The sequence below is a fragment of the Advenella sp. genome (genome assembly GCF_052108595.1).
GTDB lineage: Bacteria > Pseudomonadota > Gammaproteobacteria > Burkholderiales > Burkholderiaceae_B > Advenella.
Genome location: NZ_JBQEAU010000065.1, coordinates 1 through 24,342 on the forward strand (window position 1 = coordinate 1; position 24,342 = coordinate 24,342).

Below are 24,342 nucleotides of genomic sequence, written 5' to 3' on the forward strand. Positions count from 1 at the left end.
ATCGATCCGGACACAGCCATTCCGGAGTACATTCTAGCCGCCATCGCTTTCGCGCATCCGATATTTACAAAGGAAGTTTGGTTCAACGTACTGAGCTATCGTGTGAACTATCTTGACGAAAACGATATTTTCACTGCATCTGCGGTTTTCACCGAATTCAGAGAAAAGCTTCTAGCCTTTAGAAGAGGAGAGATCGATTTTGTTAGCATCCGAAACGAAATGCTGGCCACCTTCCCCGACGATCGTATCAACGACGTCCTTAAGGTTTTCTAGTCATGTTCATGTGGAGCAAAGGTGACCTGAATCCCGAGCAAGAAGCTGCCATATTACAGCCTGGGAGCTCATTTCTCATTGCCTGTCCCGGTAGCGGGAAGACTCGCACACTGACTTACAAGATTGCCTACGAGTTGTCCAGGCTAGACTCGAATAAGCAATTTGTTGTTGCGATCACCTATACGAACCGCGCTGCCGACGAGATACATGAGCGTATTGAAAGTCTTGGAGTGGACACATCCCAACTATGGATCGGAACAATCCATTCATTTTGCCTTGAATGGATATTGAAACCATACGGTATCTATCACGAGAATTTGGGCCGAGGATTCCGTGTGATAGATCTGCACGAGCGTGAGAAAATTCTCGAAGCCCTGTGTAAACCTTACCAAGAGCCAAAAATAACGTTCTGGGATTGCGAATTCTATTTCACTGGAACCAGTTATGAGCTTTGTTGTACCCAGAGAAGGAAACACAGTGGCCTGCACGAGATATTGAATAAATACTTCGATGTTCTACGAGAAAATCGGCAAATCGACTTTGAATTCATCCTCTTATATGCTTTCGAACTAATTTCTCGTCATCCCGCAATTAGCACTCTATTGGGGCAGTTGTTCTCTTTCTTATTGGTTGACGAGTATCAGGATACTAAGCTAATTCAGTATTCAATCATTACCTCTATATTGAAAGCAGGCCAAGGTGCGACCAAGGCTTTTATCGTCGGCGATCCCAATCAGGCGATTTATCAGTCACTCGGTGGATACCCAATTGCTTTTGGGGATTTCAAGGCTATGGCTGGCATTGATATTGAGAAACGCGAGCTATCGAGAAACTATCGTTCCTCTGAGCGTATCATTGATTACTTCGGAAACTTCAATGTTTATGCAACTCGTATCGAAGCCGGGTCCGGTGATAAGGCATACCAAAGTCTCGTGACTTTTAACGATACAGTAAGCAAGACGGACTTGGAAGCAGAGTTGATTCGACTTATCCGGTTCAATATTGAGTCCCTCGGAATCACACCGCATGAGGTGTGTGTTGTCGCACCGCAGTGGACGCATCTTGCAAGTATGACGCGTCGCTTGACAGCTAGCATGCCAGAGTATTCGTTCGACGGCCCTGGTATGGTTCCCTTTGCTCGTGACACAGAGAATTTTTGGTACAGACTTTCGAAGATTGCACTTACGCAGGCTTCGCCGGCAATGTATGTGCGCAGACTCCGTTGGGCCGGCGATATCCTGAATGACCTAGAGGCGGTTGGAGCGGACGTGTCCAAACTCAACCGAAAAGCATTATTGAGGGAGTGTAATGCAATTGATATAGATGAAACGGATGGTCTTACCTATCTCTGCATTTTTTTTGAAATGCTATTTGCCAAATTGGCTATAGACTTTCGTCTCTTTTCGCTGTTGAAAGAGCATCACGCTGCTTTCTTTGATAGTTCTAAAGCTAGAATTGATCGCCTAAAGAGCGAGGGCAGCGAATTCATTGGAGATATCGAGACATTTAGAAAGGTGTTTCAGAGTCGGACAGGTATAACTATTTCAACAATCCATGGTGTGAAGGGGGCTGAATTTGATGCTGTGATCGCGTACGCCTTGTTGGAAGACATGGTGCCGCATTTCAGTGATCCAAACGGCCAAGAAAGTGCAAGGAAGTTGATGTATGTAATTGGGTCGCGTGCAAGGAAAAATTTGCACCTGATTTCGGAACGAGGACGTATTCGTCAGTATTCTGGTGAAGAATATCAAGCGACTCGACAACTCGCGTCCTGCAAATTTGCATACGATCATATCTAGTTCAGATAATTAATTTCGATAATTGAACATCCACTCCCAGCTTTCCCTGAATGAGCCCCCGCCCTGCGTTCTATTTGCGCATCGCCTGGCAGTCACTCAGGCCTGCAACCTAAGAAAGGCTACTTATTATTTAGACGCAATAGTTCTATTAAATTCGTTTTTGTGTATTCAACAACCAAGATTAAAGCGGTCATAAATAGTGTCCCGAATATAACAGTTGGTATAAACCCCATCCATGCGCCCAATGAAGCATTTCCGGAGTTCATCAGATCTAATAGTTCGATGGCTGGTTGTGTAAGTCGAGCTGCTATAAAAAATGATACAAACAAAGAAAACGAAAGAAGAAATAAATTGAACACAAAGAAACTAGTATTGCTCATTTTGTGGGCAGCTTTTCTCATATCTATTACTCCTTTTGTATTTAGCAAATCAATTGTTTATCTGTGACAGCGCAGCATCAGATCTTCGAATTCTAAGTCGAGTGTATCAAGTCATTTTTTTGATTATCTACTCAATTTATCCAATTTCCCCACCAAGTCCTCAGCCCTAAGATGCGTATACCGCTTCAACATCTGCATGGACTTGTGCCCGCTAATCGCCGAGACTTCCTGATCTGAAAGCCCAGCTTCCACCAGTCGGCTAACCGCCTCATGCCGCAGATCGTGAAATCGAAAATCAACCAATCCAGCGGCTTTCTTTGCGTCAGTCCAGGCCTTGTCAAATAGATAGGGTCGTCGAATACCATCTCGACCCGGTTCCCCAAAAAACACTAAATCCGTCTCTGGTGGCCGAATAGGGTTATCAATTGCCGCTTGGAATGCGGCTGTAGCCGCTTTAGTCAGCGGCACGGTACGTGGCGATGAGTTTTTCGTAATATCCAGCTTCACAATCCGCTTTTGCAAATCGACCTGGCCAAGCCGCAGGCCGCCAATTTCGGACAGCCTCATCCCGGTTTCCAGTGCAATCCGCACAATCCAGCTGAACATCGGGTTCGAATACACATCAACAGCTGCCAACAGGCGTTTATTCTCTGCCGCCGTCAATCTGCGATTCCGTCCAGCGCCAGGGGCAGGGCGTCGGATATTGGCCACGGGATTGAAGGGCAGGCCCATGCCCCATTCCTTGATAGCAATGGTAAACATATGGCTAAGCAGGGCCAGTTCCAGTCGTACGGTGTTATTGCTGCGCGGCACAGGTTTGCCGTTTTCATCAGGATTACCAGCCAACCGCATGTCGCGATATTGAGCGACAATATCCGCATTCAAGGCGGCCAACGAGTATTTGCCAAGATGTCTAAGCAGGGGCTGCGCTTTCTTGTGTTCGGAAATTCGGGTTGATTCGCGCTTGGTGGGCGTCACTTCTCGTAAATATCTAGTCAGAGCAGCTTCGAGTGTCATCCGCTCAGCCGCAGCCCGCTGGATAAACACGCCGCGTACCATTTCGTCCTCGGTACGGCGTGACCAGTCGTCAGCGTCTCGTTTGGTTCTAAATGTTTTAGATGTAGTAGGCCAGCCTGTCTTGCGAATGACGGCTTTCCAGGTTCCGGAAGGGGTCTTGACGATAGTTGCCATGCGAGGGAAAGCTCCAAAAAGTGCACGCGGCGCTTCACCAGTGTACCGAAACTGTACCAAACTCGCAATTTTGGAAAATCCCCCAGTATCGGGGTAGAAGCTATAAATTGCGCTAGAGTCTTATAAACACTAGGAATTTTAAGCTGGTGCCCGGGGCCGGAATCGAACCGGCACGCCTTGCGGCGGGGGATTTTGAGTCCCCTGCGTCTACCAATTTCACCACCCGGGCAGGTATGGAGGGTATTGCAGATAAGAGCGGAATTATACCCATATTCTTTTTCTTGCGCCATTCCCACGCGCTTACTAATAAAAAATCCTCATTTACCTGCCAATTTCCCACTTTTCCCCTTGAAAACCCTCCCCGCGTCCCCACTACTATCGGATACGAGGGCGAAATTGCCGTAAAACTGGCTGTTTTGCCCCATTTTTCACCATTTTCCATCCAATTTAACGAAAAGTTACCATGAGTCAATCCGATACTACCGTGAAAAAAGCAGAGGAAACGCTGGGTTTCCAGACAGAAGTAAAGCAGCTTCTGCATTTGATGATTCATTCCCTGTACAGCAATAAGGAAATTTTCCTGCGCGAGCTGGTCTCCAATGCGTCAGACGCCTGCGACAAGTTGCGGTTCGAGGCGATTGACAAGCCCGAGTTGCTCGAAGGCGGCGCAGACCTGGAAATCCGCGTCAGTTACGACAAGGAAGCGCGCACCATCACAATCGCCGATAACGGTATCGGTTTGACCAAGGCCGAGGCAGTGGCCAACCTGGGCACCATCGCCCGTTCCGGCACGAAGGAGTTTTTTTCCCAGCTCTCGGGCGACAAGCAAAAAGACGCCCAGCTCATCGGCCAGTTCGGCGTGGGCTTTTATTCTTCCTTTATCGTTGCCGACAAGGTTACTGTCGTTAGCCGTCGTGCCGGCGAGCCGGTAGACCAGGCGGTGTTCTGGGAATCTGAAGGGCAGGGCGAGTTTACCGTTGCCGATACCGAGAAAACAGAGCGCGGCACCAGCGTGACGCTGCATCTGCGCGCCGAAGAAGATGATTTCTTAAGCGGCTGGAAGCTGCGCGAAGTGCTGCGCCGCTATTCCGATCATATTTCCCTGCCTGTGCTGATGCAGAAGGAAGAGTACGATTCCGAGAAGGGCGAGCAGGTCAAAAAGGACGAGTGGGAAACCATTAACCAGGCCAGTGCGCTGTGGACCCGTGCCAAGAACGACATTACAGACGAGCAATATACCGAGTTCTACAAGCACGTTAGCCACGATTTTGAAGAGCCGCTGGCCTGGACGCATAACCGCGTAGAGGGTCGCAGCGAATATACACAGTTGTTATATTTGCCCAAACACGCACCGTTTGATATGTACGATCGCGAAGCGCGTCGTGGCGTCAAGCTTTATGTCAAACGTGTTTTCATTATGGATGATGCCGAGCAGTTGCTGCCGTCCTACCTGCGCTTTGTGCGCGGTGTGATTGATTCGGCCGATCTGCCGCTGAACGTGTCGCGTGAAATCCTGCAGGAAAGCCGCGATGTGAAGGCAATCCGCGAAGGTTCGACCAAGCGTATCCTGAGCCTGCTGGAAGATCTGGCAGAAAACCGTGCTGAAGACTATGCCGGTTTCTGGACAGAGTTCGGTCAGGTAATCAAGGAAGGCACAGGCGAAGATATCGCCAACCAGGAACGCATTGCCAAGCTGCTGCGTTTTGCCTCTACCCATAACGACGATGCCATCCAGAACGTAACGCTGGCAGACTATATCTCCCGCATGAAAGAAGGGCAGGAGGCCATCTATTACGTCACGGCCGACAGCTTTGCTGCTGCCAAGAACAGCCCGCATCTGGAGATCTTCCGCAAGAAAGGGATCGAGGTTCTGTTGCTGTCAGACCGTGTAGACGAATGGATGCTCTCGCACTTCCGTCAGTTCGACGGCAAGTCTTTCGTGTCTGTGGCCAAGGGCGGCCTGGATCTGGACAAGCTCACGGACGAAGCAGAGAAAAAGCATCAGGAAGAAGTAGCCGAGTCCCTTAAGCCTTTGCTGGAGCGCCTGCAAGCGTCTCTGGGCGAGTCTGTGAAGGAAGTCAAAGTCACGAACCGTCTGGTGGATTCTCCTGCCTGCGTGGTGGTTGGCCAGAACGATGTGAGCCCGCACCTGTTGCGCCTGTTGAAGGCCGCTGGTCAGGAAACACCGGATATCAAGCCCGTGCTGGAGATCAATCCCGAGCATGCCCTGATTGAAAAAATCAAGGGCGCCGCAGACGATTCGTTTGACGATTGGGCGCATGTGCTGCTGGATCAGGCCATGCTGGCCGAAGGCGCGCAAATTGCCGACCCGGCTGCGTATGTAAAACGCCTGAATGGTTTGCTGCTTAAAAGCTAAATCATGATGGTGCTGGGGCGGCCGCTATGGCGGCTATCCCAGAATATCTGCCTGATGACGGTTGAAATAGTACTTGGAAGTCCACAGAAAGTACTTGCAAACCAATGCAATCCGGCCCCAGGGTAGACGCCTTGGGGCCGGATTTTTATTTTATGTTTGCGCGGTTTGTTGGTTTAAACCCGCACCAGTCGTTGGCTTGCAATGCCTTTGGGCATCTGCCGCCAATCCCAGCCTGTCAGTCGCTTATACCAGTGCCAGTCGAAATACGGCCCCGGGTCGGTCTTGCGTTTGGGGGCGATATGTTCGTGGCCGCGTACGGCTTTAAGCGTATAGCGGTTGCGCAGTACCGTGGTAAGCGCAGCCAGTTGCAGATATTGTTCGTCGGTAAAGGGGGTAAAGTCTGTGCCTTCCAGTTCAATGCCGATGGAAAAGTCATTGCAGCGGTCGCGCCCGTCAAAACGCGACACCCCGGCGTGCCAGGCGCGCCTGTTGGTGCTCACAAACTGGATAATGCGCCCACTGCGGTTGATAAAGAAGTGTGCTGAGACGCGCAGATCGGTAATCTCTGCAAAGAACGGGTGTTCGTGCGGGTTCAGGGTATTGGTAAAAAGCTGCTGTACATGCGGGCCGCCAAACTGGTTGGGCGGCAGGCTGATATTGTGAATCACCAGAAGGGAGACGCTTTCCAGCAGGGGGCGGCGGTCCTGGTTGGGTGAGCGGATATGTCGGACCCCGGGCGCAGGACACAGCCAGCCGCGTCGGTCCAGTTTGAGGTCTTCGGTCATAGTCATATTTCTTCTGTCATAGGCGTACTATTTAAGCGTACTATTCAGAGGCAAATTGGTCGGGCGTGCTATTTCACTCCCAGTCTGGCATGGTCCTGGCTGCACCACTGCAGTCCCTGCTGCGTGATCGCTTCCGAGGCGGGCAGATACACGCCGCAATGGGCGCATTGCACCATATCTTCTTCAGGAAGGCTGGCAGGAGCGGCCCCCGAGGTGCGGGCCGCCTGCGCTGCTGCACCGTCATTGAGCTTGCGGATAAAGCTGCGCAGAAAGTGGCGCACCACAAGGTAGAGCACACAAAGCAGGACGATCGTAATAATAAAGCGCATCAGGCACCTCCTTTGTGCAGCATGACATCAAAAATAAAGCGGGTGCCGGTGTACGCAATCATCAGCAGGGCAAAGCCCACCAGGGTCCAGCGCAGGGCAAAGCGGCCGCGCCAGCCACGCAGGGCACGCCCCAGTAGCAGCAACCCGAAAACCACCCATGACATCATGGTAAATACGGTTTTGTGGTCAAACGGCAGCATCACGCCAGTCAGTCTCATGGAAACGGCCACACCTGTGATAATGGACAGGGTCAGCAGCACAAAGCCGATCCAGATCAGGCGAAACAGGATTTTTTCCTGAACCAGCAGGGGCGGTTGCTCTTCCAGCGCGCGGGCAAACACCGAGCGCTCGGCGCGGGCTTGTACCGGTTGGTGCAGGTAACGGTCCAGCAAGGTCATCAGAAATGCATGAATGGCGGCGATGGCGATCAGGCTGTATGCGCCGATGGAAATAAGCAGATGCACCTGGAAATAGGCGTCGGCAACCGGAATGACCAGGCTGTCGTGGCCCGGAAACAGGGCCGCCAATAGGCAAATGAACCCGGCAATGGGCAACAGCAGCAGTTTTAAGCCGTCAATGTCGCTAATAAGGTTTTCCAGCCAGAAGACGATCATACCCAGCCAGATGGTGAGCGACAGGCCCACCGACCACGACAGGCGCAGCGAGTTTTCGTGCAGCATGGCCATATGTACGGCCACGCCATGCACAATAAGCACGGCAGCCAGCAGCCAGCGGGAGGTTCCGGCAGAGAGCATGGGACCTTGCGCGCCGAGCAGGGGCCGCCAAATTAGTAAACTAAGCAGCAGATAGGCCACGGTGGCCAGAGAGTGAAATACAATGTCGTAAGACATAAAATAATGACGAGTGTTTCCGGATAAGCAATCAGCGGATCTGCATAGCGCGATCCGGCCTACAGGCATATAGTATAGCCGTTTTGCCCATTCCCCCATTTACTTCAGTGAAATTCCATGTTTGATAATTTGACCAACCGGTTATCCCGGGCCATGAAAACCCTGCGCGGGGAAGCGCGCCTGACCGAAGCCAACACCCAGGAGATGCTGCGCGAAGTGCGCATGGCGCTGCTGGAGGCCGATGTATCCCTGCCTGTGGTGCGCGAGTTCGTCGCCAAAGTCAAGGAACGGGCCCTGGGCATCGATGTCACAGACAGCCTGAACCCGGGCCAGGCGCTGGTTGGGGTAGTGCACAAGGAGCTGACCGCCGTGATGGGCGGCGATCTGGGCGCCGATGCCTCGGAGCTGGATCTGACCACCACGCCGCCGGCCATTATCCTGATGGCGGGCCTGCAGGGGGCGGGTAAAACCACCACCACCGGTAAACTGGCGCGTCTGCTGGTGACCGGCGAGCTTATCCAGGATGGCCGCAAGGTCCCGAAAAAGAAAGTGCTGGTTGTCAGTGTCGACGTTTATCGCCCTGCGGCGATTGAACAGTTGCGCACGGTGGCCGGCCAGGTGGGGGCCGATTTCTTTCCCTCTGCAGCTGACCAGAAGCCGCGTGACATTGCGCTGGCTGCGGTCGATTACGCCCGCAAGCATCATTATGAAGTGCTGATTGTCGATACCGCGGGCCGCTTGGGCGTGGACGAGGCCATGATGCAGGAAATCAGCATGCTGCACGGGCTGATCAAGCCTATTGAAACGCTGTTCGTGGTGGACGCCATGCAGGGCCAGGATGCGGTAAACGTAGCCAAGGCTTTTGGCGAGGCGTTGCCTCTGACCGGCGTGGTGCTGACCAAGCTGGATGGCGATGCGCGCGGGGGCGCGGCGCTCTCGGTTCGTCATGTGACGGGCAAGCCGCTGAAATTTATTGGGATGTCCGAGAAACTGGACGGCCTGGAAGTGTTCCACCCGGAACGGATGGCGCAGCGCGTGCTGGGCATGGGCGATATCGTATCGCTGGTGGAACAGGCGCAACGCAATATTGATGTTGCCGAGGCGGAAAAGCTGGCGTCCAAGATCAAGACGGGCGACCGCTTTGACCTGAATGATTTTCGTGAGCAGTTGCAGCAGGTGAAAAAAATGGGCGATATGAGTTCGCTCATGGAAAAACTGCCCGCGCAATTTGCCCAGGCTGCGGGCCAGATTCAGGGCGGCCAGGCCGAGAAGCAATTGCGTCGCACCGAAGGCATTCTGAATTCCATGACGCCGCAAGAACGCAGCAAGCCTGAATTGCTCAAGGCAACCCGCAAGCGTCGTATTGCCGCCGGCGCCGGGGTGCCGGTGCAGGAAGTGAACAAGCTGCTTAAGCAATTCGAGCAGATGCAGGGCATGATGAAGCAGTTCAAGAAGGGCGGCATGGGTAAGATGATGCGCGCCATGGGCGGCTTAAAGGGCCTCAAAGGCGGCATGGGCGCATTTGGCAATTTCAAGAAATAAGATTGTTGGATTAATGTTGCGCAATTGATTTGAATCGCCGTGCAATAGATGCTGCGGATTATTCAACAATAATTTGATAAGCGACTGGGTATAAAGATGCATACGCGCAGGTTTTTGCGCGATGCATTTTTTTTTGAGTACCCGTCATGTCCCTGAGTGAATTTACAGATAGTACGATCGCCGCCGGCGCCGGTGCGGCGTCCGTCCAAGGTTCGCGCGCCGCGCGTGCTGCAGCCGCGATAGACGCTGCGGTCAAAGGCGCGAGCAAAGGCCCAAGTAAAGCCGCAGCCACACCTGATTCGGTCGTCTATGCGCGGCTCAAAAGCTTAAGCCGCGTGCAGCGCTTGCGGCGTGTGCTGCTGGTCGCCGCTGCGCTTGTAACTGTTGCCTTGTCCCTCTTTACCGAATCGGCCTGGCGCAACGTGACGCTCATGCATGACCTGATCCAGACGGTCGGCCTGGTGTTGATCCTGTGCGGGGCGCTGGGACGCATCTGGTCTTCGCTTTATCTGAATGGCCGCAAGAACACCGAGCTGATGACGCATGGTCCGTATTCCGTCACGCGCAACCCGCTGTATATGTTTTCCATCATGGGGGTGACCGGCATGGGGCTGCTCTCGGGCTCCGTGCTGACCGGCTTGATCAGCGGCGGCTTAATCTATCTGGTGTTCAACTGGGTGATTGCGCAGGAAGAAGACACGCTGCAGATGATTTTTGGCGCGCCCTATAGCAATTACAAACAGCATGTGCCGCGCCTGGGCATCACGCTGCGTCACTGGAACAACCCGGCGCACCTGGAGATTTCAATGAAGGCGCTGGGGCGCACCGTGCGCGAAGCGCTATATTTTCTGCTGGCCGGGCCGTTTTTTATTCTGTTGAATTATCTGCATAAGGACGCTATTTTGCCAGTGCTCGCGCATGTGCTTTGAGAAGTGGATCGATGGAATCAGGGCTGCACGCTGCGTTCTATCTCGCAATATCACGCATGTCCCGTATTCAGGATGCAATAAAAAACCCTGCGATATTTTCATATCCAGGGTTTTGTCTATGCATGCCAAATAGGCCTTTGTGAAGATCTATGGCAGGCCGTTCACTGCTGGTTGCGCACGATAGGCATATCAGCTCGAACCGGAGCCTGATACCCGTGGAAGGGATCAGGCTGAGCGCAGGCAATTACTTGGGAATACGCAGAACCTGGCCTGGATAGATTTTATCCGGGTGGCTCAGCATTGGACGGTTGGCTTCAAAGATTTTCTGGTACTGGTTGGCGTCGCCATACTGGTCTTTGGAGATCTTGGACAGCGTATCACCGGATTTGACGGTATAGAAGTTGGATTCCTCTTCGGTTGTAGCCGCAGACAGCTGGTTGTCTACAGAAGCCACGCCCTGTGTATTGCCAATTGCAATTGCAATTTTTTCTGCGTCGGCAGTGGTTGCTGCATTGCCTTTCACTGTGACCTTGTCACCATCAACGGCGATATCCAGACCATCAGCGTCCAGGCCGTGCTTGGCCAGTTCCTTTTTGAGATCTTCGGGGGTTGCCGCTTGCGCTTCATTGCCACCGAATACTTTCTCGCCGACTTCTTTGATAAAACTGAGAATACCCATTGTTATGACTCCTTGTTATCGTGAATGACAACTTCACACAGCTTCAATATAGCACGGTTCGTGCGTAGCGCTATTATTCATGGAATACATGACAAACGGAAGACCCCGAAGGTTAACAAATGTTAGATCCTGCCAATCGCTGCGCAAAATCTCTCAATGTCGCCCAATGACTATTCAAACTATACAAAGCTAGGCAAATGCATTTTTGGGGAAAATTGCGTGTTTGGGGCTGATACGTGTCGAGACTAAAGCAAAAAGCCGCGTATTGCTGTCGCGGCCTTTTGCTTTCACCAACCGGTTATTCGCCGATACTTATTTTTAAGATGGCGCTATTTTTCAGGTGAGCCTATTGCCTGGCGTAACGGTCGGTGGCTTCCAGCAGTAGCTTGAGGATACCCGGCTCGTTAAAGGCGTGGCCGGCATCGGGCACGATATGAAACTCGGCCTGTGGCCAGGCCTTGTGCAGTTCCCATGCTGTTTTGGCCGGGGTGCAGCAGTCATAGCGGCCCTGGATAATCACACCTGGAATATCTTTGAGCAGATGGGCGTTATCCAGCAACTGGTTATCCTGCATAAAGCCTGCGTGCGTGAAGTAGTGATTTTCAATGCGTGCGAAGGCCAGGGCAAAGTGATCGGCAATGTAGTTCTGGGTGTTGGACTGATCGGGATACAGCGTGATCGTGCGGCCTTCCCATTGGCTCCATGCGCGTGCCGCGTTGATCTGCACTTCGCGGTCATCGCCAGTAAGGCGTTTGTGATAGGCGGCAACCAGGTCGTCGCGCTCCTCTGGCGGGATCGGGGCCACATAGTCTTCCCAGTAATCCGGGAACAGCCACGAGGCGCCTTCCTGGTAGAACCAGCGCAGTTCTTCCTTGCGCAGGGTAAAGATACCGCGCACGATCAGCTCGCTCACCTGTTTCGGATGTGCCTGGGCATAGGCCAGCGCCAGGGTAGAACCCCATGACCCGCCAAAGACCAGCATCTGCTCGGCTTTCAGCACCTCGGTGCGCAGCCGTTCAATGTCGGCAATCAGGTGGGCAGTGGTATTGTTTTGCAGGCTGGCGTGCGGCGCAGAGCGACCGCAACCGCGCTGATCGAACAGCAGAATGTTGTAATGCTGCGGATTGAACAGTTGGCGATGGTGCGGGCCGCAACCGGCGCCCGGTCCGCCGTGCAGGAAAACAGCCGGCTTGCCTTGAGGGTTGCCGCAAAGCTCCCAATACACCTGGTGGCCGTCACCAGTATCAAGTTTGCCGGTCTGATAGGGTTCAATAGGCGGATACATGCAGTGGTCCTTGAAATAGTCTATATGCGTTTGAAAACCAGATCACGAATGCCATGGCCCAGTCGCAGGCCACGGGTTTCAAATTTGGTCTGGGGCCGGTAATCGGGTTTGGGGGCGTAGTCTGTGCAGGTGTTGCGCAGCAATGCTTCGCCGCCAAGCACTTCGAGCATTTGCCCGGCGTAGTCTTCCCAGTCTGTCGCGCAATGGATATAGCCGCCCGGTTTGATGCGGCTGGCCAGCAGGGCGATGAATTCGGGTCGCACCAGGCGACGTTTGTGATGGCGTTTTTTCGGCCAGGGATCGGGAAAGTAAATATGCACACCGGCCAGGCTGTCTGGCGCGATCATGTTCTGTACCACCTCGACCGCATCGTGCTGGATGATGCGAATATTGCTCACGCCAGACTCTTCAATGCGTTTGAGCAATGCGCCGACGCCGGCGTTGAACACTTCAACGCCCAGAAAATTTTCATTGGCGCGCAATTGGGCAATTTTTTGTGTGGTTTCGCCCATGCCAAAACCGATTTCCAGAATGGTGGGGGCGTTGCGGCCAAAGGCCTGGTCATAGTCGAGCAGGCCGTCCTGGTAGGGCAACGCCCATTTGTCCATATGCAGCTCAACCGCCTGTTTCTGGCCTGGCGTCATATGCGAGCGGCGATGCACAAAGCTGCGTATATGGCGTACTTTTAACTCATCGGGATTGGTGGTCTCTTTGCTGGCGATGACCTCGGCTGCAGCGTTGCTGTCGGCGGGCTGGTTATCGGCCTCGTTATTTGCGCTGTTGCTGGCGCTCACGTTGGTCTGGTTGTCGGCAGGGTTGCTGGCCTGATTGTTCGGGTTGTTATCAGCGTTGTCATTGGCGCTGTTATCGGCGTTTTTATTGGAATCTGCAATGGTCATGGTCAAGGGGCAAGGGCGTACAAAGTCTGGCTTTTTGTGCGGGCGCCAATCCACCAGGCCCCGGGGGCTTTGGAGGCGGAGCGTCGCTCGGACGACGGAATTTGCATTGTAGTGCATTCGCCCAGCGGGCGCGGGTTGCTCAGGCTGCGAAGCGGAATGTCATGACCCGTGCCGGAGGCACATTGGCCCAGACGATTTCACTGCTGTAATGACAGGCTTTCAGGGCTGTTTGCCAATGTGTCTGGCGCAGATTGTAGGTGAACTGGATGGCGCGACCGTCATCCTTGAGCAGGGTCTGCCAGTGGTGCAGGATCCGGCTGCGCACTTCGGGCGGCAGGGAAATGAGCGGCAGGCTGGAGACGATGGCATTGATGCGTACACCCGGGGGCAGCAGGGCGTCCAGATCTGCGGCATTGCCGTTGATGATGGTCAGGTGCGGAAAGCGCCGCTGCAGGTGCTGGGCAAAGACGTTGGAAAACTCAATGACGATCAGCTTGTCGGCGGGAACGCCATGATCCAGTATTGCCTGTGTGATAACACCGGTGCCGCCGCCCAGCTCAATAACGACGCCGTCATGATTGAGCGGGATGTGCTTGGCCATATAGCGCCCCAGCCTGCGAGAGCTGGGACAGATGGCGCCGGTAAATTTGGGCTGGTGCATCAGCTCGTTCACAAACATGAGCGGGCGTGAGCGCCTGACGGTTTTTTTCAGACGGCCAAAACCGCTTCTGCACCATGTTCCAACCATATATTTCTACGTTCCGTTTCATTGTTGACCACAACATGATGCTCGTGCACCCGGCCCGTTTTGCGGGACCGGCGTATTAGCGAACGCGCATGCCAGGCTGAGCGCCTTCCCACGGTTCCAGGATATAGATACCGGGGTTGGCTTTTTCATCAGCATCGCTGGCGGCAAGCACCATGCCTTCGGAGACACCAAACTTCATCTTACGTGGGGCCAGGTTGGCCACCATTACCGTATATTTTCCGATCAGGGTCTCGGGCTGATAAGCTGATTTTATTCCAGAAAACACATTCCGGGTTCTGCCTTCGCCCACATCCAGTGTAAGGCGCAACAGCTTGTTGGAACCTTCTACATGTTCACAATTAACAATTTTTGCAATTCGCAAATCTATTTTTACAAAATCATCAATCGTAATTACATCTGCAATGGTTTCACCACCGGGCAGTGCTGCGGCAACTGCTGCGGCCACAACGTCAGCATCGGCTGCGGGTGCATCGGGTTCAATCAGGGTATCGAGCATGGTCGGCTCAACACGCTGCATCAGGTGTTTGAACGGCGCAATATGGTCGGGCAGTTCGGCTGCGTCGGTCCAGGCAAAGCTGCGGTTCATGCCGAACAATTCAGTTGCAATACGTTCGGCCAGCGCAGGCAGTACCGGCGCCAGCATCACAGACAGGGCCTTGAAGCCGGCAATGGCGCGTGAGCAAACATCCTGCAAGGCCAGTTTCTGCTGCTCGTCTGCAGTGCTGATGCCTTTGGCCATCACCCACGGCTGGGCGCTGTCAAATGCCTGGTTGATTTTGTCGGCATGCGCCATCAGATTGCGGATTGCGCGGGCGTACTCGCGGTTCTCGAAATCACTTTGTACCTGTTCGGTCAGTGTCGCCAATTCAGTTGCCATTGCCTGGGCATCCCCGGCATAACCCAGCTTGCCATCGAAGTGGCGGGTGATGAAGGTGGCGGCGCGGCTGGCAATATTGATGTATTTGCCGATCAGGTCACTGTTGACGCGGGCGATGAAATCATCGGGATTAAAATCAATATCTTCGACCCGTGCATTGAGCTTGGCCGCGATGTAGTAGCGCAGCCATTCTGCGTTCATGCCAATGTCCAGGTACTTGACGGGCGAGATGCCGGTGCCGCGGCTTTTGGACATTTTTTCGCCGCTCACGGTGATAAAGCCGTGCACATTCAGGGCATCGGGCACCTTGCGGCCGGAGAACTTGAGCATGGCCGGCCAGAACAGGGCATGGAAATACACAATGTCCTTGCCGATAAAGTGAACCTGTTCGGTGCTGCTATCCGGCGCCAGCAAGGCGTCAAAGTCTATTCCCTGAAGCTTGCAGTAGGATTTGAGCGAAGCCAGATAGCCCACCGGCGCATCCAGCCAGACGTAAAAGTACTTGCCCGGCGCATCGGGAATTTCAATACCGAAATAAGGCTCATCCCGAGAGATATCCCAATCGTTCAGATTGCTTTCCTTGTCCTCGTCATTGCCCAGCCACTCGCGGGTCTTGGCCAGCACTTCCGTTTGCAGGCGCTTGTTGCCCTGGCTGTTGCTGCCGGTTGTCCACTCCTGCAGAAATTCCACGCAGCGCTGATCGGACAGATTAAAGAAAAAGTGTTCGGACGATTTGAGCACCGGCGTTGCGTTGGTCAACGTGGAGTACGGGTTGATCAGATCGGTAGGGGCATACACGGCGCCGCACACTTCACAGGAATCGCCGTATTGATCCGGTGCGTGGCATTTGGGGCACTCGCCCTTGATGTAGCGGTCGGGCAGGAACATGCTCTTGACCGGGTCATAGAACTGCTCGATGGTCTTGGTGCTGATGAAACCGGCAGCCTTGAGCTGGCGATAGATGGCCTGGGAAAGGTCGACGTTTTCCTGGCTGTCTGTGCTGTGCCAGTGATCGAACTTGATATGAAAGCCATTCAGATAGCGCGGGCGTTCCTGCGCATAACGGGCCACCAGTTCCTGCGGCGTGATGCCTTCCTTTTCTGCCTTGAGCATGATGGGCGCCCCGTGGGCGTCATCGGCGCCGACAAAATGTACCGTGTGGCCGGCCATTCGCATGCTTCGTACCCAGATGTCAGCCTGGATATACTCCATGATGTGGCCAATGTGGAACGAACCGTTAGCGTAAGGGAGAGCCGTGGTAACAAAAATCGTGCGGGACATAAGATGCAATGTAAGTACAAAAAAGGGGGGAAAGAGTGATTTTAGACGAATATTGCAGCGCACCGGGGTTTTGCGGCAATGGGCGTGCAATGATGATCGCGCCACTCGGGCCGGGGCGGAGCTGATGCCGGCGCTGGGGCCTAGAACAGGGCGTTTTTACCTTGCAGCGGCAGAAAGATCAAACGCGGAGTACAACGCCATCTTCAGCGAGGCGCCCAACGCGCACCAGGCGACCATGGCAAGGCGCATGCGGCAACGTGGCTGGAGGATCTCAGGCAGCGGCAAGGGGGTCAGAGCACGCCTGCCTGATAGGCCACCACCCCGCCAATGGCGCAGACCAGCAGCGCCCACATGGGGTTGGCTTCGGTGAAATAGACGAAGACCAGCGTGCCCAGGACCATGCCCCAGGTGAGCACGTCAAAGGCTGAGTACAGCGACAGCTCAATGCCACTTGCAATAATCAGCCCGATGGCGACCGGCACCACGGCGTCCTGCACCAGCTTGTATTCACGCCGGTGGGTAAAGTGGCTGATCACGCGGCCAATGCCAAAGGCCAGCACCGAGGCTGGCAATACCATGGCGATGGTGGCCACCAGCAGCCCGGAAATACCGGCCACATGCCAACCGATGATGCTTGCAATAAGCACATTGGGGCCGGGCGCCGATTGCGCGACGGCAAACAGATGGGTAAAGGTGTCGGAGTTCATCCATTGGTGAATATCAACCACTGCGTGGCGGATTTCCGGGATGGCGGCGTTGGCCCCGCCGATGGCGATCAGGGAAATGCGGCTGAAGGTCAAAAACAGTTCAAGCAGCACCATCATGGCTGGTGTCCCTGGCGGCGGGCGATGATGAAGTTGGCAAGAATCGCCAGCGGCATCATGACGCCAACCACCTGCAACAGGGAAAACTTCAGCAGTACCACAAGTGCAATCGTCACGATGCCGGCCACGATATGATGGGCCCGCAGGTCGATCTTGCTGGCCATTTTCAGGCCGGTGCCGATGACCATGCCGGCTGCCGCGCAGGCCGAGCCTTGCAGGGCGGCGTTGAAATAGGGGTTCTGGTCCAGAAATTGGTACAGGATGGCCAGCACGATCAATATCAGAATCGGCAGCACCAGCAGGCCGGCCACCGCGGCCGTAGAGCCCTTGATGCCATGGTAACGGTCGCCCAGCATGACGGCCACGTTGACCGTATTGGCCCCGGGCAAGACCTTGCCGATACCCAGCAGCGTTGCATAGTCTTTTTCGCTAAGCCAGCGCTGCTCGCGCACAATCACGTGCCGGGCAATTGGCCCGACACCGCCAAAGCCCAATAGCCCGATTTTGGCAAAACCACGAAACAGGTCAGGCAGCGTCGCAACGGAAGTTGGGGCGGGCAGGGGCGCGATCGAAGGAGTCTGGGCCATAAAAAAGGAAATCAAAAATGCAAGTCTTATATAAGACTTAAATTGTACTCCCAATATGGAGAATGTTCCGCGAAAATGATCCTTATGTTTTTTGTCCGAGCAGCGTCATCCAGCCATTGCGCAAGGCAGGCAACAGCGAGAGTACTGCCAGGGTCGCCATGATCACCCCGACATTGCGGAACATATCCGCGTAGCCCACGACGGCGACCCAGTATTGGCTGATAAATGGCGAGATGAATTGACCGATAAAGATGGACGTTGCCGCCATGCCGGCAATTCGGCCCCGCAGCGCCGGGGCGGAATGGGCGATGGCGGTGGACATGACATTTGGCATGGCGATGCCCAGCCCCGCGCCCAGGATAGCGTTGGCCAGCACCAGCCCCTCAAAGCGTGATGCCACCGATAGCAGGCCAAAGCCCGTTGCCATCAGGCTAAAGCCCAGCAGAAAAATAAGCGTCGTATCCAGGCGGCGCTTGAGTCCTCCAAAGCACAGGGCCGCCATGCCGCCGGCCAGATTGAAGGCGCCCAGCACCATGCCGAAGCCGCTGGCAGTATAAATATTCAACGCTTGCATATGAAATTGCAATTGCGAGGGGACGGTATAAAAAGAGACATTGATCAGGAAAGCCAGCAGGCATACGGTTCCCACAACCACCCAGTTCACTGGCGCATCTGTGAGTTTTGTTGTCGAGTGCAGGACGCGGGGGCGCTGCGGTTCTGTCAGACAAAACATGACCGCGGGAATCAGTATCAGCGCGGCGCCATAAATGACAAATGGCATACGCCAGTGCACTTCGGCCAGCAGGCCGCCGGACATGACAAACACCACGCCACCCAGTTGTACAAAGGCCTGCTGCAAGCCCAGATATCTTTCCCGCTCTGCGCCTGTAAAATAATCACCGATCAGCGCGGTGCTCAAGGTAATGATGGCGCCGATGGCAACCCCCAGGATGGCACGCCCGACCAACAAGGCGGTCAGACTGTCGGCCATCAGGCCAGACGCCCCTGAGACGCCATACAATGCAATCGCTATCACCAGCAGGCCCTTGCGCCCGAACCGGTCGGCCAGCATGCCGGCAAGCGGCGCCGACAGGGCGACAAACAATGAAGGCAGGGTGAGCACCATGCGGCTGAGCAGGGCGATATGCTCGCTGTCGGCAAAACGGGTTTCAATGGCAGGCAATGATGGGGCAATAATGATGCTGGCCATAATGGTCAGGGTGGCCACCAGCAGCAGCACCAGCTTGCGTGCCGCCAGCCGGCGCGCGCTGAACGCCGGCGCCGTTGATGTGCGTGTTTGGGCCGCGCAATCGGCTGGCCGCATATGCGTGTCGTCGGCACGGTGGGCATCGGGGGCCTTGGCCTGCGTGCCTGCAGCATCGGTGCCCGGCTGGGACGGGTTATTTGCCTGTTGCCGGGAGGATGGCGTTGGCGGCGTATTGGTGGTCATGGCTACCTTGATTGACAGAGTATGGTGCCATCATAAGACCTGAAGTTAACTTGATGTCAACCCTGCATGGCTTGCAAGTTTTGCGAATGCTGTGGCAATGCAGTGATATAAAGGGTAAAGGTATAAGATAAGTATGATATGTAGAGAGATCCAGGGATGTGGATATATGGATGGCGCTATCTGTTCACAACGAATTACGATAATAATATCCACAATGAAATACCAGGACCCATCAGCCAGGCAGATGCCATTGTTAAGCCTCATACCGTTACCAAGATAAATGCCATTCTATACAGATGTAATATCATCACGATGAAAGATATCCGAAACCTTGATCTTAACCTGCTCAAAGCGCTGGACGCGTTGCTCGATCATAGAAATGTGACGCGGGCGGCAGCGCGCTTGGGCGTGACGCAACCGGCGATGAGCGGCATGCTGACCCGATTGCGCGATACTTTCGATGACCCGCTATTTGTACGGGCTCAGCGCGGCATTGAGCCGACCGAGCGTGCGCAGGCCTTGGCCATACCGCTCAAGCAGGTGCTGGGCGAAGTGGGCGCGTTGCTGCAGCCGCCGGTATTTGATCCGGCCACTGCCACCCAGCATTTTACGATCGCCTCGACCGACTATGCGCTGCGCGCTATTGCGCTACCGTTTCTGGCGAAGCTCAAGCGGCTGGCGCCCAATATCAGGGTGGCGCTGGTGCTGGTGAACGATACCCAGATGCTGTCCCAGCTGGAACGCGGCGTCATTGACCTGGCGCTGGTTTCGCCCGAATATACCTGTCAGGATCTGCATGCGCGCAAGCTGTTTGACGAACATTACGTTTGTGTTGTGCGCCAGGACCATCCCATTATCAAGCGCCAGCGGGATCTGACGCTGGAGCGGTTTTGTGAGCTGGACCATGCGCTGGTGTCCTATTCGGGTGCTGGCTTTCGTGGTGCCACGGACGAAGCGCTGGAAAAAATGGGCAAAACGCGCCGGGTCACGGTGTCAGTCAAGAGTTTTCTGATTGTGCCCGACCTGTTGCGGTCCAGCGATATGGTGTCGATTCTGCCCAGCCGGCTGGTAACCGATCTGGCAGGGCTGGCGGTGTTTGAGCCGCCCATCGCCATCACCGGATTTACCAAAATGGCGGCCTGGCATGAGCGCACGCACCGTGATCCGGCCCAGCGCTGGTTGCGACAGTTGCTGTTTGATATTTGCTTTGACAACCATGCGTAAGGCAAGACCAGGCTGGCGGAAAAGGCTGGTGTGCCCGGCGCAATGTCCGAACGCGAGCCTTGAGCCAACTGGCCAATACCTTAAACCTTAAAGCTTTAAGCGGCTGCGCCGCGGTAGCGTTCCAGCCAATGGGCGTACGGTGCTGGCAGCACCCAGGTCGGGCGAGGCTGATCCAGTGTTTTGGCAAGCGCCAGAGGATAATGCGGGTCAGTCAGATGGGCCCGGCCGATCATGACTAGATCCATCTGTTCCTCTTGAACTACGCGGTTGGCCACTTGCGGATCGTCAATACCCCAGGCCGAGGCCACCGGCAAGCCGGCTTCGTTGCGTATGCGTTGCGCAATAGGCGCCAGGAAAGCCGGCGTTGCCCATGGGATCTGTGTGTCGGGAATAACAAAGTTGGCGCTCACGTTCAGCAGGTCCAGGCCGCCCTTGCGCATATTGCGGGCAAGTTCAATAGACTCGGCTACCGTCTGCTCATCACGACCGTCATATTCGATCACGCCGAAACGCGCGGTCAATGGCAGGTTCTGAGGCCACACATCGCGTACTGCGGCCAGTGTTTCCAGCAGAAAACGGCTGCGGCCGGCCAGGTCGCCACCGTATTGGTCATCACGCTGATTGCTGTGGGCAGAAAAAAAGCTTTGTGCCAGATAGCCATGGGCAAAGTGCAATTCCAGCCATTCGAAGCCTGCATCACGGGCGCGTTTTGCTGCTGCGGCAAAATCGGCCTTGACGCGCTCGATATCTTCCAGCGTCATTGCCTTGGGCACGATGGGCAGGTTCTCGCCATAGGCGAGGGCAGAGGGCGCGATGGGTTGCCAGCCGCGCGGATCGTCGGCGGCGATATGGTCATCGCCGTCCCACGGACGGTTGGCGCTGGCCTTGCGCCCAGCGTGAGCCATCTGGATGCCTGGGACTGCGCCGGCAGCCTTGATGGAAGCGGCAATACGGGCCAGCCCTTCGGCATGTTCATCGCTCCATAACCCCAGGCAGTCCGGGGTGATGCGGCCTTCCGGCGATACGGCCGTGGCTTCGACAATCACCAGGCCAGCGCCGCCGCGGGCCAGGCTGGCGTAATGGATCTGGTGCCAGTCATTGGTAAAGCCGTCCTGGGCGCTGTACTGGCACATGGGCGGAACCGCAATGCGGTTGCGCAAGGTCACGTCTTTCAGGCTGAAGGGGGAAAACAGGTTGGTCATATTGGTACTCTTGAAATAGGTAAGCGTAAATCGGGCAGGGCAGATCAATATTCTTCACGGGGCGGCAGGGTGATCGCAGCAAGGCGAGCCAATGGTGCGGCGTCGTTGCCCCAAATATGCCGGGGCAGGACGATGCTGCCGGCAGTGCCGGGCAACCCAGGCGTCGCGCCAAGCAGGTGCACCGGCATCTTGCCTTGTGACGATAGTCCCCCACCGGCGGCGCCGACCGCAAGCGATCATCTTCATGCGGGGGTATGTCAAATTATGGTGCTACGCATCAAATAATTCAAATGCTATATTTTTATCTTAGATATCAATTGAAATGATATCAGCCGATATGCCAAGGGCTGCAGCGGTTATGGTGCCGATCTTTACTCACTCAGGGTGCTCATGCTCATTGCGGCTCTGGCGCGAGCAGAGCCGGGCCGCACAGATAATGTGACGATTAGATGGCAACCCCCAGCCTGCGATCCAGTGCAAAGGCGCCACTGCCGCGTACGGCGATATAAAGGGCCAGGCATGCCATGAGTACGGGGTACTCGATGCCGCGATCTATCCACGGCCAGGTCGGGCCCAGCACATAGCTGATCGCCAGCATTTGCACCACAATGGCCAGGGCAACGGGGCGAGCCCACAACCCAAGCGCAAGCAAGAGCGCACCCATTGTTTCAAGCAGCATGACCAGAAAGGCCAACTGGGGAGCAAAAGGCAGGCCCATCACATTCTGTATGAGATTGATGGAGCCTGCCATGGGGTCGGCCATGGAGCCATGGGACGTTCCCAGGGCTTTGGGTAAGCCGTGCGTGAACAGGATGATACCGAAGGCTACGCGCAGTAAGGCATACAAGGCAGGTTCAGCGCGCTTATACAGCGTGTCCAGGGCGGGGATCAGCAGGCGAGGAGGGCGTGCACTTGCTTGCTGGACGGCCGTGGTTATTTCGTTTTCGCTGCGTGCCATTTGGGTTCTCCGGCAAGTGAATGGGTGGCGTTATGCCGGACATGATTTTGTAGCGAATGGGCCAGGAATGCGGCAATTGCGCCCAATGTTGTTGCAAGCGTCAACATGCCGAAGGTTCCCATTGAAGGGGGCTGGTGCAAGGCAAAGTAAGCCACCAGCCCCAGAAAAATGGCGGGCAGGTTGTTCACGGCAGGCGCTTTGGCCAGCGACAGTGCAATGATGGTGATGGCAAACACCACCGCGCTGATAGCGTAGGTGCCCAAATAGGGTGTGAGCGCCGCCAGGCCATGGGCCGCAGCAATGCCCAGCACGACACCGACCAGGACACATGCCACATTGATAATTCCCTGCTGCAGGTTAAGCCCGCGGGTGAAAAACGAGATCCAGCCGACGAACATGGCCCATACCGGTATTTCGAAGGCCAGGACGCTTAGCGTTGCGGCCGACGAGGCAATGACCGATTCGCCAATGACCACCTTTATGTGTGTGGAAAATGCATTGCCTGTCATTGCTCATCTCCTTGGGAATGCAGTAATGGCATAGTCAATCGGGTGGCGGCGTGTGGCCGGGCATACGCAGCCTGGTTCATGCGAAGCCGCCGTTGGCGCGAACAACTTGTCCATTGACCCAGCCCCCGTCGGCCCCAACCAGGAACGCAACCACATTTGCAATGTCTTCGGGTTGGCCCAGGCGCTCCAGCGGGGCAAGCTTGCTCAGTTGCGTGATCTGCTCTTTGCTCTTGCCTTCAAAAAACAGTTCGGTGGCAACCGGCCCGGGCGCGACCGCATTGACTGTGACGCTGCGGCCGCGCAGCTCGTTGGCCAGCACACGCACCAGGCCCTCTACGCCTGCCTTGGCTGCGATGTAGGGGCCGTACTGCGGAAAGGATTTAGCGATCACGCTGCTCGAGAGCGCGACAATGCGTCCGCCGGTTTGCAAATCCGCAGCCGCCTGCCCCAGCACCAGGAAGGCGCCGCGCAGATTGGTCTGGATGACACGATCGAAGGCGTCGATATTCTCCGGGGCAATCGCATTCATGGTCATCATGCCGGCGCTGTGCACAACGGCGCTGATCTGGCCATAGGCTTGCTGCGTCATGGCAAAGAGCCGTTGCACGTCTTCTGCCACGGACACATCGGCCTGCACGCTCATTGCCTGTCCGCCAGCGGCGGAGATGGCGTCAACCACGTCCCTGGCGCTGGCGGCGTTGCCCGCATAATTGACCACTACCCTGAAACCATCGGCAGCCAGGCGCAGGGCGATGGCGCGGCCGATGCCTCGCGAGGCGCCGGTGACAATGGCGGTAGGCACTGTGGCTTCAGAGTGGGCGGTGTCGGTGTTGTTGCTGGTGTCTTTGCTGATCATGATGGTGTCCTTGGGTAATGACGATGGCCGCGCGCGCCTGACGGCGGGCGTTGCCAGGTTGATGAGCCGCAACGGCTGCTGCGTGGTACGGCAATGAACTCCATCATATCGATTGACGCCTGATGGATAAATGGGGTGAAATTGGTTTGTTAATTCAAAAAACACCAACAATGGAGTCCAAATGGACCGCTTTGATGCGATGCAGCTGTTTATCCGGATCGTGGAGCTGGGCAGCTTTACCGAAGCGGCGGGGGCGCTGAATCTGCCGCGTGCCACTGCCACGCATGCCATCAAGCAGCTGGAAAAGCGCCTGGGCGCGCGATTGCTGGATCGCACCACGCGGCAGGTTGCCCCCACGCTGGATGGTCAGGCCTTCTATGAACGCAGCAAACGGGTGCTGGCCGAACTGGAAGATGCCGAGACTTCGCTGAGCACGCATGTGACTGATCCCCACGGGACGTTGCGACTGGATTTGCACGGGGCGCA

Annotated in this window: 23 protein-coding genes, 1 tRNA gene and 1 pseudogene; 7 read left to right on the top strand and 18 right to left on the bottom strand. The window is 55.4% G+C overall.

What is annotated here, in order from left to right; translation table 11 throughout:
* A pseudogene (locus ACTIKR_RS12565) lies at nucleotides 1–273 on the top strand (ATP-dependent endonuclease); the annotation flags it as partial.
* Between the two features lie 2 nt (nucleotides 274–275).
* Nucleotides 276–2,072, top strand: coding sequence for a UvrD-helicase domain-containing protein (locus tag ACTIKR_RS12570; protein WP_442328003.1), 1,797 nt, complete (start codon nucleotides 276–278; stop codon nucleotides 2,070–2,072).
* 119 nt (nucleotides 2,073–2,191) lie between these two features.
* On the opposite strand, the gene ACTIKR_RS12575 is transcribed toward ACTIKR_RS12570, so the two are convergent.
* The 3 genes from ACTIKR_RS12575 to ACTIKR_RS12585 form a co-directional block, all read right to left on the bottom strand.
* Nucleotides 2,192–2,473, bottom strand: coding sequence for a hypothetical protein (locus tag ACTIKR_RS12575; protein WP_442328004.1), 282 nt, complete (start codon nucleotides 2,471–2,473; stop codon nucleotides 2,192–2,194).
* Nucleotides 2,474–2,575: 102 nt separating this feature from the next.
* On the bottom strand, nucleotides 2,576–3,643 hold the full coding sequence (locus tag ACTIKR_RS12580) for a site-specific integrase (protein ID WP_442328005.1): 1,068 nt from the start codon (nucleotides 3,641–3,643) through the stop codon (nucleotides 2,576–2,578).
* Nucleotides 3,644–3,787: 144 nt separating this feature from the next.
* A tRNA-Leu gene (locus ACTIKR_RS12585) sits at nucleotides 3,788–3,872 on the bottom strand.
* 234 nt (nucleotides 3,873–4,106) lie between these two features.
* Here ACTIKR_RS12585 and htpG point away from each other — a divergent pair.
* Entirely contained in the window at nucleotides 4,107–6,020 is a 1,914-nt protein-coding gene (gene htpG, locus ACTIKR_RS12590) for a molecular chaperone HtpG (RefSeq protein WP_128396647.1), read from the top strand.
* Nucleotides 6,021–6,193: 173 nt separating this feature from the next.
* Here htpG and ampD read toward each other — a convergent pair whose 3' ends face one another.
* The 3 genes from ampD to ACTIKR_RS12605 form a co-directional block, all read right to left on the bottom strand.
* Complete coding sequence (gene ampD / locus ACTIKR_RS12595; RefSeq protein ID WP_193089264.1) at nucleotides 6,194–6,805, bottom strand: 1,6-anhydro-N-acetylmuramyl-L-alanine amidase AmpD; 612 nt, start codon at nucleotides 6,803–6,805, stop codon at nucleotides 6,194–6,196.
* Nucleotides 6,806–6,873: 68 nt separating this feature from the next.
* Nucleotides 6,874–7,134 carry a PP0621 family protein gene (locus ACTIKR_RS12600; protein WP_226817009.1) on the bottom strand — a complete coding sequence of 87 codons (261 nt, stop codon included), beginning with the start codon at nucleotides 7,132–7,134 and terminating at the stop codon, nucleotides 6,874–6,876.
* A complete protein-coding gene (locus ACTIKR_RS12605) occupies nucleotides 7,134–7,985 on the bottom strand; it encodes a cytochrome C assembly family protein (RefSeq protein WP_193089193.1) in 852 nt (283 codons plus the stop codon). The genes ACTIKR_RS12600 and ACTIKR_RS12605 overlap by 1 nt, the downstream gene beginning before the upstream one ends.
* 117 nt (nucleotides 7,986–8,102) lie before the next feature.
* Here ACTIKR_RS12605 and ffh point away from each other — a divergent pair, with 117 nt between their 5' ends.
* Nucleotides 8,103–9,527 carry a signal recognition particle protein gene (gene ffh, locus ACTIKR_RS12610; protein ID WP_193089194.1) on the top strand — a complete coding sequence of 475 codons (1,425 nt, stop codon included), beginning with the start codon at nucleotides 8,103–8,105 and terminating at the stop codon, nucleotides 9,525–9,527.
* Nucleotides 9,528–9,673: 146 nt separating this feature from the next.
* Nucleotides 9,674–10,456: a methyltransferase family protein gene (locus ACTIKR_RS12615; RefSeq protein WP_193089195.1), complete on the top strand. Its 783-nt coding sequence runs from the start codon at nucleotides 9,674–9,676 to the stop codon at nucleotides 10,454–10,456.
* 244 nt (nucleotides 10,457–10,700) lie between these two features.
* On the opposite strand, the gene lysM is transcribed toward ACTIKR_RS12615, so the two are convergent.
* The 8 genes from lysM to ACTIKR_RS12655 all read right to left on the bottom strand — a co-directional run bounded on the left by lysM (nucleotide 10,701) and on the right by ACTIKR_RS12655 (nucleotide 19,107).
* Complete coding sequence (lysM, locus tag ACTIKR_RS12620) at nucleotides 10,701–11,135, bottom strand: peptidoglycan-binding protein LysM (protein WP_193089196.1); 435 nt, start codon at nucleotides 11,133–11,135, stop codon at nucleotides 10,701–10,703.
* 346 nt (nucleotides 11,136–11,481) lie between these two features.
* The gene (pip, locus tag ACTIKR_RS12625; protein WP_193089197.1) at nucleotides 11,482–12,420 is read right to left on the bottom strand and encodes a prolyl aminopeptidase; all 939 of its coding nucleotides are present in this window, start codon (nucleotides 12,418–12,420) and stop codon (nucleotides 11,482–11,484) included.
* A 20-nt stretch (nucleotides 12,421–12,440) separates the two neighbouring features.
* On the bottom strand, nucleotides 12,441–13,319 hold the full coding sequence (gene trmB, locus ACTIKR_RS12630; protein ID WP_193089198.1) for a tRNA (guanosine(46)-N7)-methyltransferase TrmB: 879 nt from the start codon (nucleotides 13,317–13,319) through the stop codon (nucleotides 12,441–12,443).
* A gap of 139 nt (nucleotides 13,320–13,458) precedes the next feature.
* Nucleotides 13,459–14,067, bottom strand: coding sequence for a class I SAM-dependent methyltransferase (locus ACTIKR_RS12635; RefSeq protein ID WP_370540229.1), 609 nt, complete (start codon nucleotides 14,065–14,067; stop codon nucleotides 13,459–13,461).
* A gap of 76 nt (nucleotides 14,068–14,143) precedes the next feature.
* On the bottom strand, nucleotides 14,144–16,246 hold the full coding sequence (metG, locus tag ACTIKR_RS12640; protein ID WP_193089199.1) for a methionine--tRNA ligase: 2,103 nt from the start codon (nucleotides 16,244–16,246) through the stop codon (nucleotides 14,144–14,146).
* Nucleotides 16,247–16,536: 290 nt separating this feature from the next.
* A complete protein-coding gene (locus ACTIKR_RS12645; protein WP_193089200.1) occupies nucleotides 16,537–17,070 on the bottom strand; it encodes a chromate transporter in 534 nt (177 codons plus the stop codon).
* Complete coding sequence (locus ACTIKR_RS12650) at nucleotides 17,067–17,657, bottom strand: chromate transporter (RefSeq protein ID WP_193089201.1); 591 nt, start codon at nucleotides 17,655–17,657, stop codon at nucleotides 17,067–17,069. Before ACTIKR_RS12650 ends, ACTIKR_RS12645 begins: the two co-directional genes overlap by 4 nt.
* Before the next feature lie 82 nt (nucleotides 17,658–17,739).
* Nucleotides 17,740–19,107 carry an MFS transporter gene (locus tag ACTIKR_RS12655; protein WP_193089202.1) on the bottom strand — a complete coding sequence of 456 codons (1,368 nt, stop codon included), beginning with the start codon at nucleotides 19,105–19,107 and terminating at the stop codon, nucleotides 17,740–17,742.
* Between the two features lie 312 nt (nucleotides 19,108–19,419).
* Between ACTIKR_RS12655 and ACTIKR_RS12660 the strand changes: the two genes are divergently transcribed.
* The gene (locus ACTIKR_RS12660) at nucleotides 19,420–20,331 is read left to right on the top strand and encodes a LysR family transcriptional regulator (RefSeq protein WP_193089203.1); all 912 of its coding nucleotides are present in this window, start codon (nucleotides 19,420–19,422) and stop codon (nucleotides 20,329–20,331) included.
* A 95-nt stretch (nucleotides 20,332–20,426) separates the two neighbouring features.
* On the opposite strand, the gene ACTIKR_RS12665 is transcribed toward ACTIKR_RS12660, so the two are convergent.
* The 4 genes from ACTIKR_RS12665 to ACTIKR_RS12680 form a co-directional block, all read right to left on the bottom strand.
* On the bottom strand, nucleotides 20,427–21,533 hold the full coding sequence (locus ACTIKR_RS12665) for an NADH:flavin oxidoreductase/NADH oxidase (RefSeq protein WP_442328006.1): 1,107 nt from the start codon (nucleotides 21,531–21,533) through the stop codon (nucleotides 20,427–20,429).
* Between the two features lie 445 nt (nucleotides 21,534–21,978).
* Nucleotides 21,979–22,491, bottom strand: coding sequence for a DoxX family protein (locus ACTIKR_RS12670; protein WP_193089205.1), 513 nt, complete (start codon nucleotides 22,489–22,491; stop codon nucleotides 21,979–21,981).
* Nucleotides 22,467–23,000 carry a DUF1097 domain-containing protein gene (locus tag ACTIKR_RS12675; protein ID WP_193089206.1) on the bottom strand — a complete coding sequence of 178 codons (534 nt, stop codon included), beginning with the start codon at nucleotides 22,998–23,000 and terminating at the stop codon, nucleotides 22,467–22,469. Before ACTIKR_RS12675 ends, ACTIKR_RS12670 begins: the two co-directional genes overlap by 25 nt.
* A gap of 76 nt (nucleotides 23,001–23,076) precedes the next feature.
* A complete protein-coding gene (locus ACTIKR_RS12680) occupies nucleotides 23,077–23,856 on the bottom strand; it encodes an SDR family oxidoreductase (RefSeq protein WP_193089207.1) in 780 nt (259 codons plus the stop codon).
* Nucleotides 23,857–24,037: 181 nt separating this feature from the next.
* Between ACTIKR_RS12680 and ACTIKR_RS12685 the strand changes: the two genes are divergently transcribed.
* Nucleotides 24,038–24,342: LysR family transcriptional regulator (locus ACTIKR_RS12685; RefSeq protein ID WP_442328007.1), on the top strand; the 305-nt coding region annotated here is incomplete at its 3' end.

Bases quoted from the DNA above. Each gene is read 5' to 3' on its own strand.
- ACTIKR_RS12650 (WP_193089201.1), bottom strand. From the start codon at position 17,657: ATGGCCCAGACTCCTTCGATCGCGCCCCTGCCCGCCCCAACTTCCGTT.
- ACTIKR_RS12575 (WP_442328004.1), bottom strand. From the start codon at position 2,473: ATGAGAAAAGCTGCCCACAAAATGAGCAATACTAGTTTCTTTGTGTTC.
- ACTIKR_RS12600 (WP_226817009.1), bottom strand. From the start codon at position 7,134: ATGCGCTTTATTATTACGATCGTCCTGCTTTGTGTGCTCTACCTTGTG.
- ACTIKR_RS12570 (WP_442328003.1), top strand. From the start codon at position 276: ATGTTCATGTGGAGCAAAGGTGACCTGAATCCCGAGCAAGAAGCTGCC.
- pip (WP_193089197.1), bottom strand. From the start codon at position 12,420: ATGTATCCGCCTATTGAACCCTATCAGACCGGCAAACTTGATACTGGT.
- trmB (WP_193089198.1), bottom strand. From the start codon at position 13,319: ATGACCATTGCAGATTCCAATAAAAACGCCGATAACAGCGCCAATGAC.
- ampD (WP_193089264.1), bottom strand. From the start codon at position 6,805: ATGACCGAAGACCTCAAACTGGACCGACGCGGCTGGCTGTGTCCTGCG.
- ACTIKR_RS12635 (WP_370540229.1), bottom strand. From the start codon at position 14,067: ATGGTTGGAACATGGTGCAGAAGCGGTTTTGGCCGTCTGAAAAAAACC.
- metG (WP_193089199.1), bottom strand. From the start codon at position 16,246: ATGTCCCGCACGATTTTTGTTACCACGGCTCTCCCTTACGCTAACGGT.
- ACTIKR_RS12615 (WP_193089195.1), top strand. From the start codon at position 9,674: ATGTCCCTGAGTGAATTTACAGATAGTACGATCGCCGCCGGCGCCGGT.
- ACTIKR_RS12670 (WP_193089205.1), bottom strand. From the start codon at position 22,491: ATGGCACGCAGCGAAAACGAAATAACCACGGCCGTCCAGCAAGCAAGT.
- ACTIKR_RS12645 (WP_193089200.1), bottom strand. From the start codon at position 17,070: ATGATGGTGCTGCTTGAACTGTTTTTGACCTTCAGCCGCATTTCCCTG.
- ACTIKR_RS12665 (WP_442328006.1), bottom strand. From the start codon at position 21,533: ATGACCAACCTGTTTTCCCCCTTCAGCCTGAAAGACGTGACCTTGCGC.
- ACTIKR_RS12660 (WP_193089203.1), top strand. From the start codon at position 19,420: ATGAAAGATATCCGAAACCTTGATCTTAACCTGCTCAAAGCGCTGGAC.
- ACTIKR_RS12655 (WP_193089202.1), bottom strand. From the start codon at position 19,107: ATGACCACCAATACGCCGCCAACGCCATCCTCCCGGCAACAGGCAAAT.
- ACTIKR_RS12680 (WP_193089207.1), bottom strand. From the start codon at position 23,856: ATGATCAGCAAAGACACCAGCAACAACACCGACACCGCCCACTCTGAA.
- ACTIKR_RS12605 (WP_193089193.1), bottom strand. From the start codon at position 7,985: ATGTCTTACGACATTGTATTTCACTCTCTGGCCACCGTGGCCTATCTG.
- lysM (WP_193089196.1), bottom strand. From the start codon at position 11,135: ATGGGTATTCTCAGTTTTATCAAAGAAGTCGGCGAGAAAGTATTCGGT.
- ACTIKR_RS12675 (WP_193089206.1), bottom strand. From the start codon at position 23,000: ATGACAGGCAATGCATTTTCCACACACATAAAGGTGGTCATTGGCGAA.
- ffh (WP_193089194.1), top strand. From the start codon at position 8,103: ATGTTTGATAATTTGACCAACCGGTTATCCCGGGCCATGAAAACCCTG.
- htpG (WP_128396647.1), top strand. From the start codon at position 4,107: ATGAGTCAATCCGATACTACCGTGAAAAAAGCAGAGGAAACGCTGGGT.
- ACTIKR_RS12580 (WP_442328005.1), bottom strand. From the start codon at position 3,643: ATGGCAACTATCGTCAAGACCCCTTCCGGAACCTGGAAAGCCGTCATT.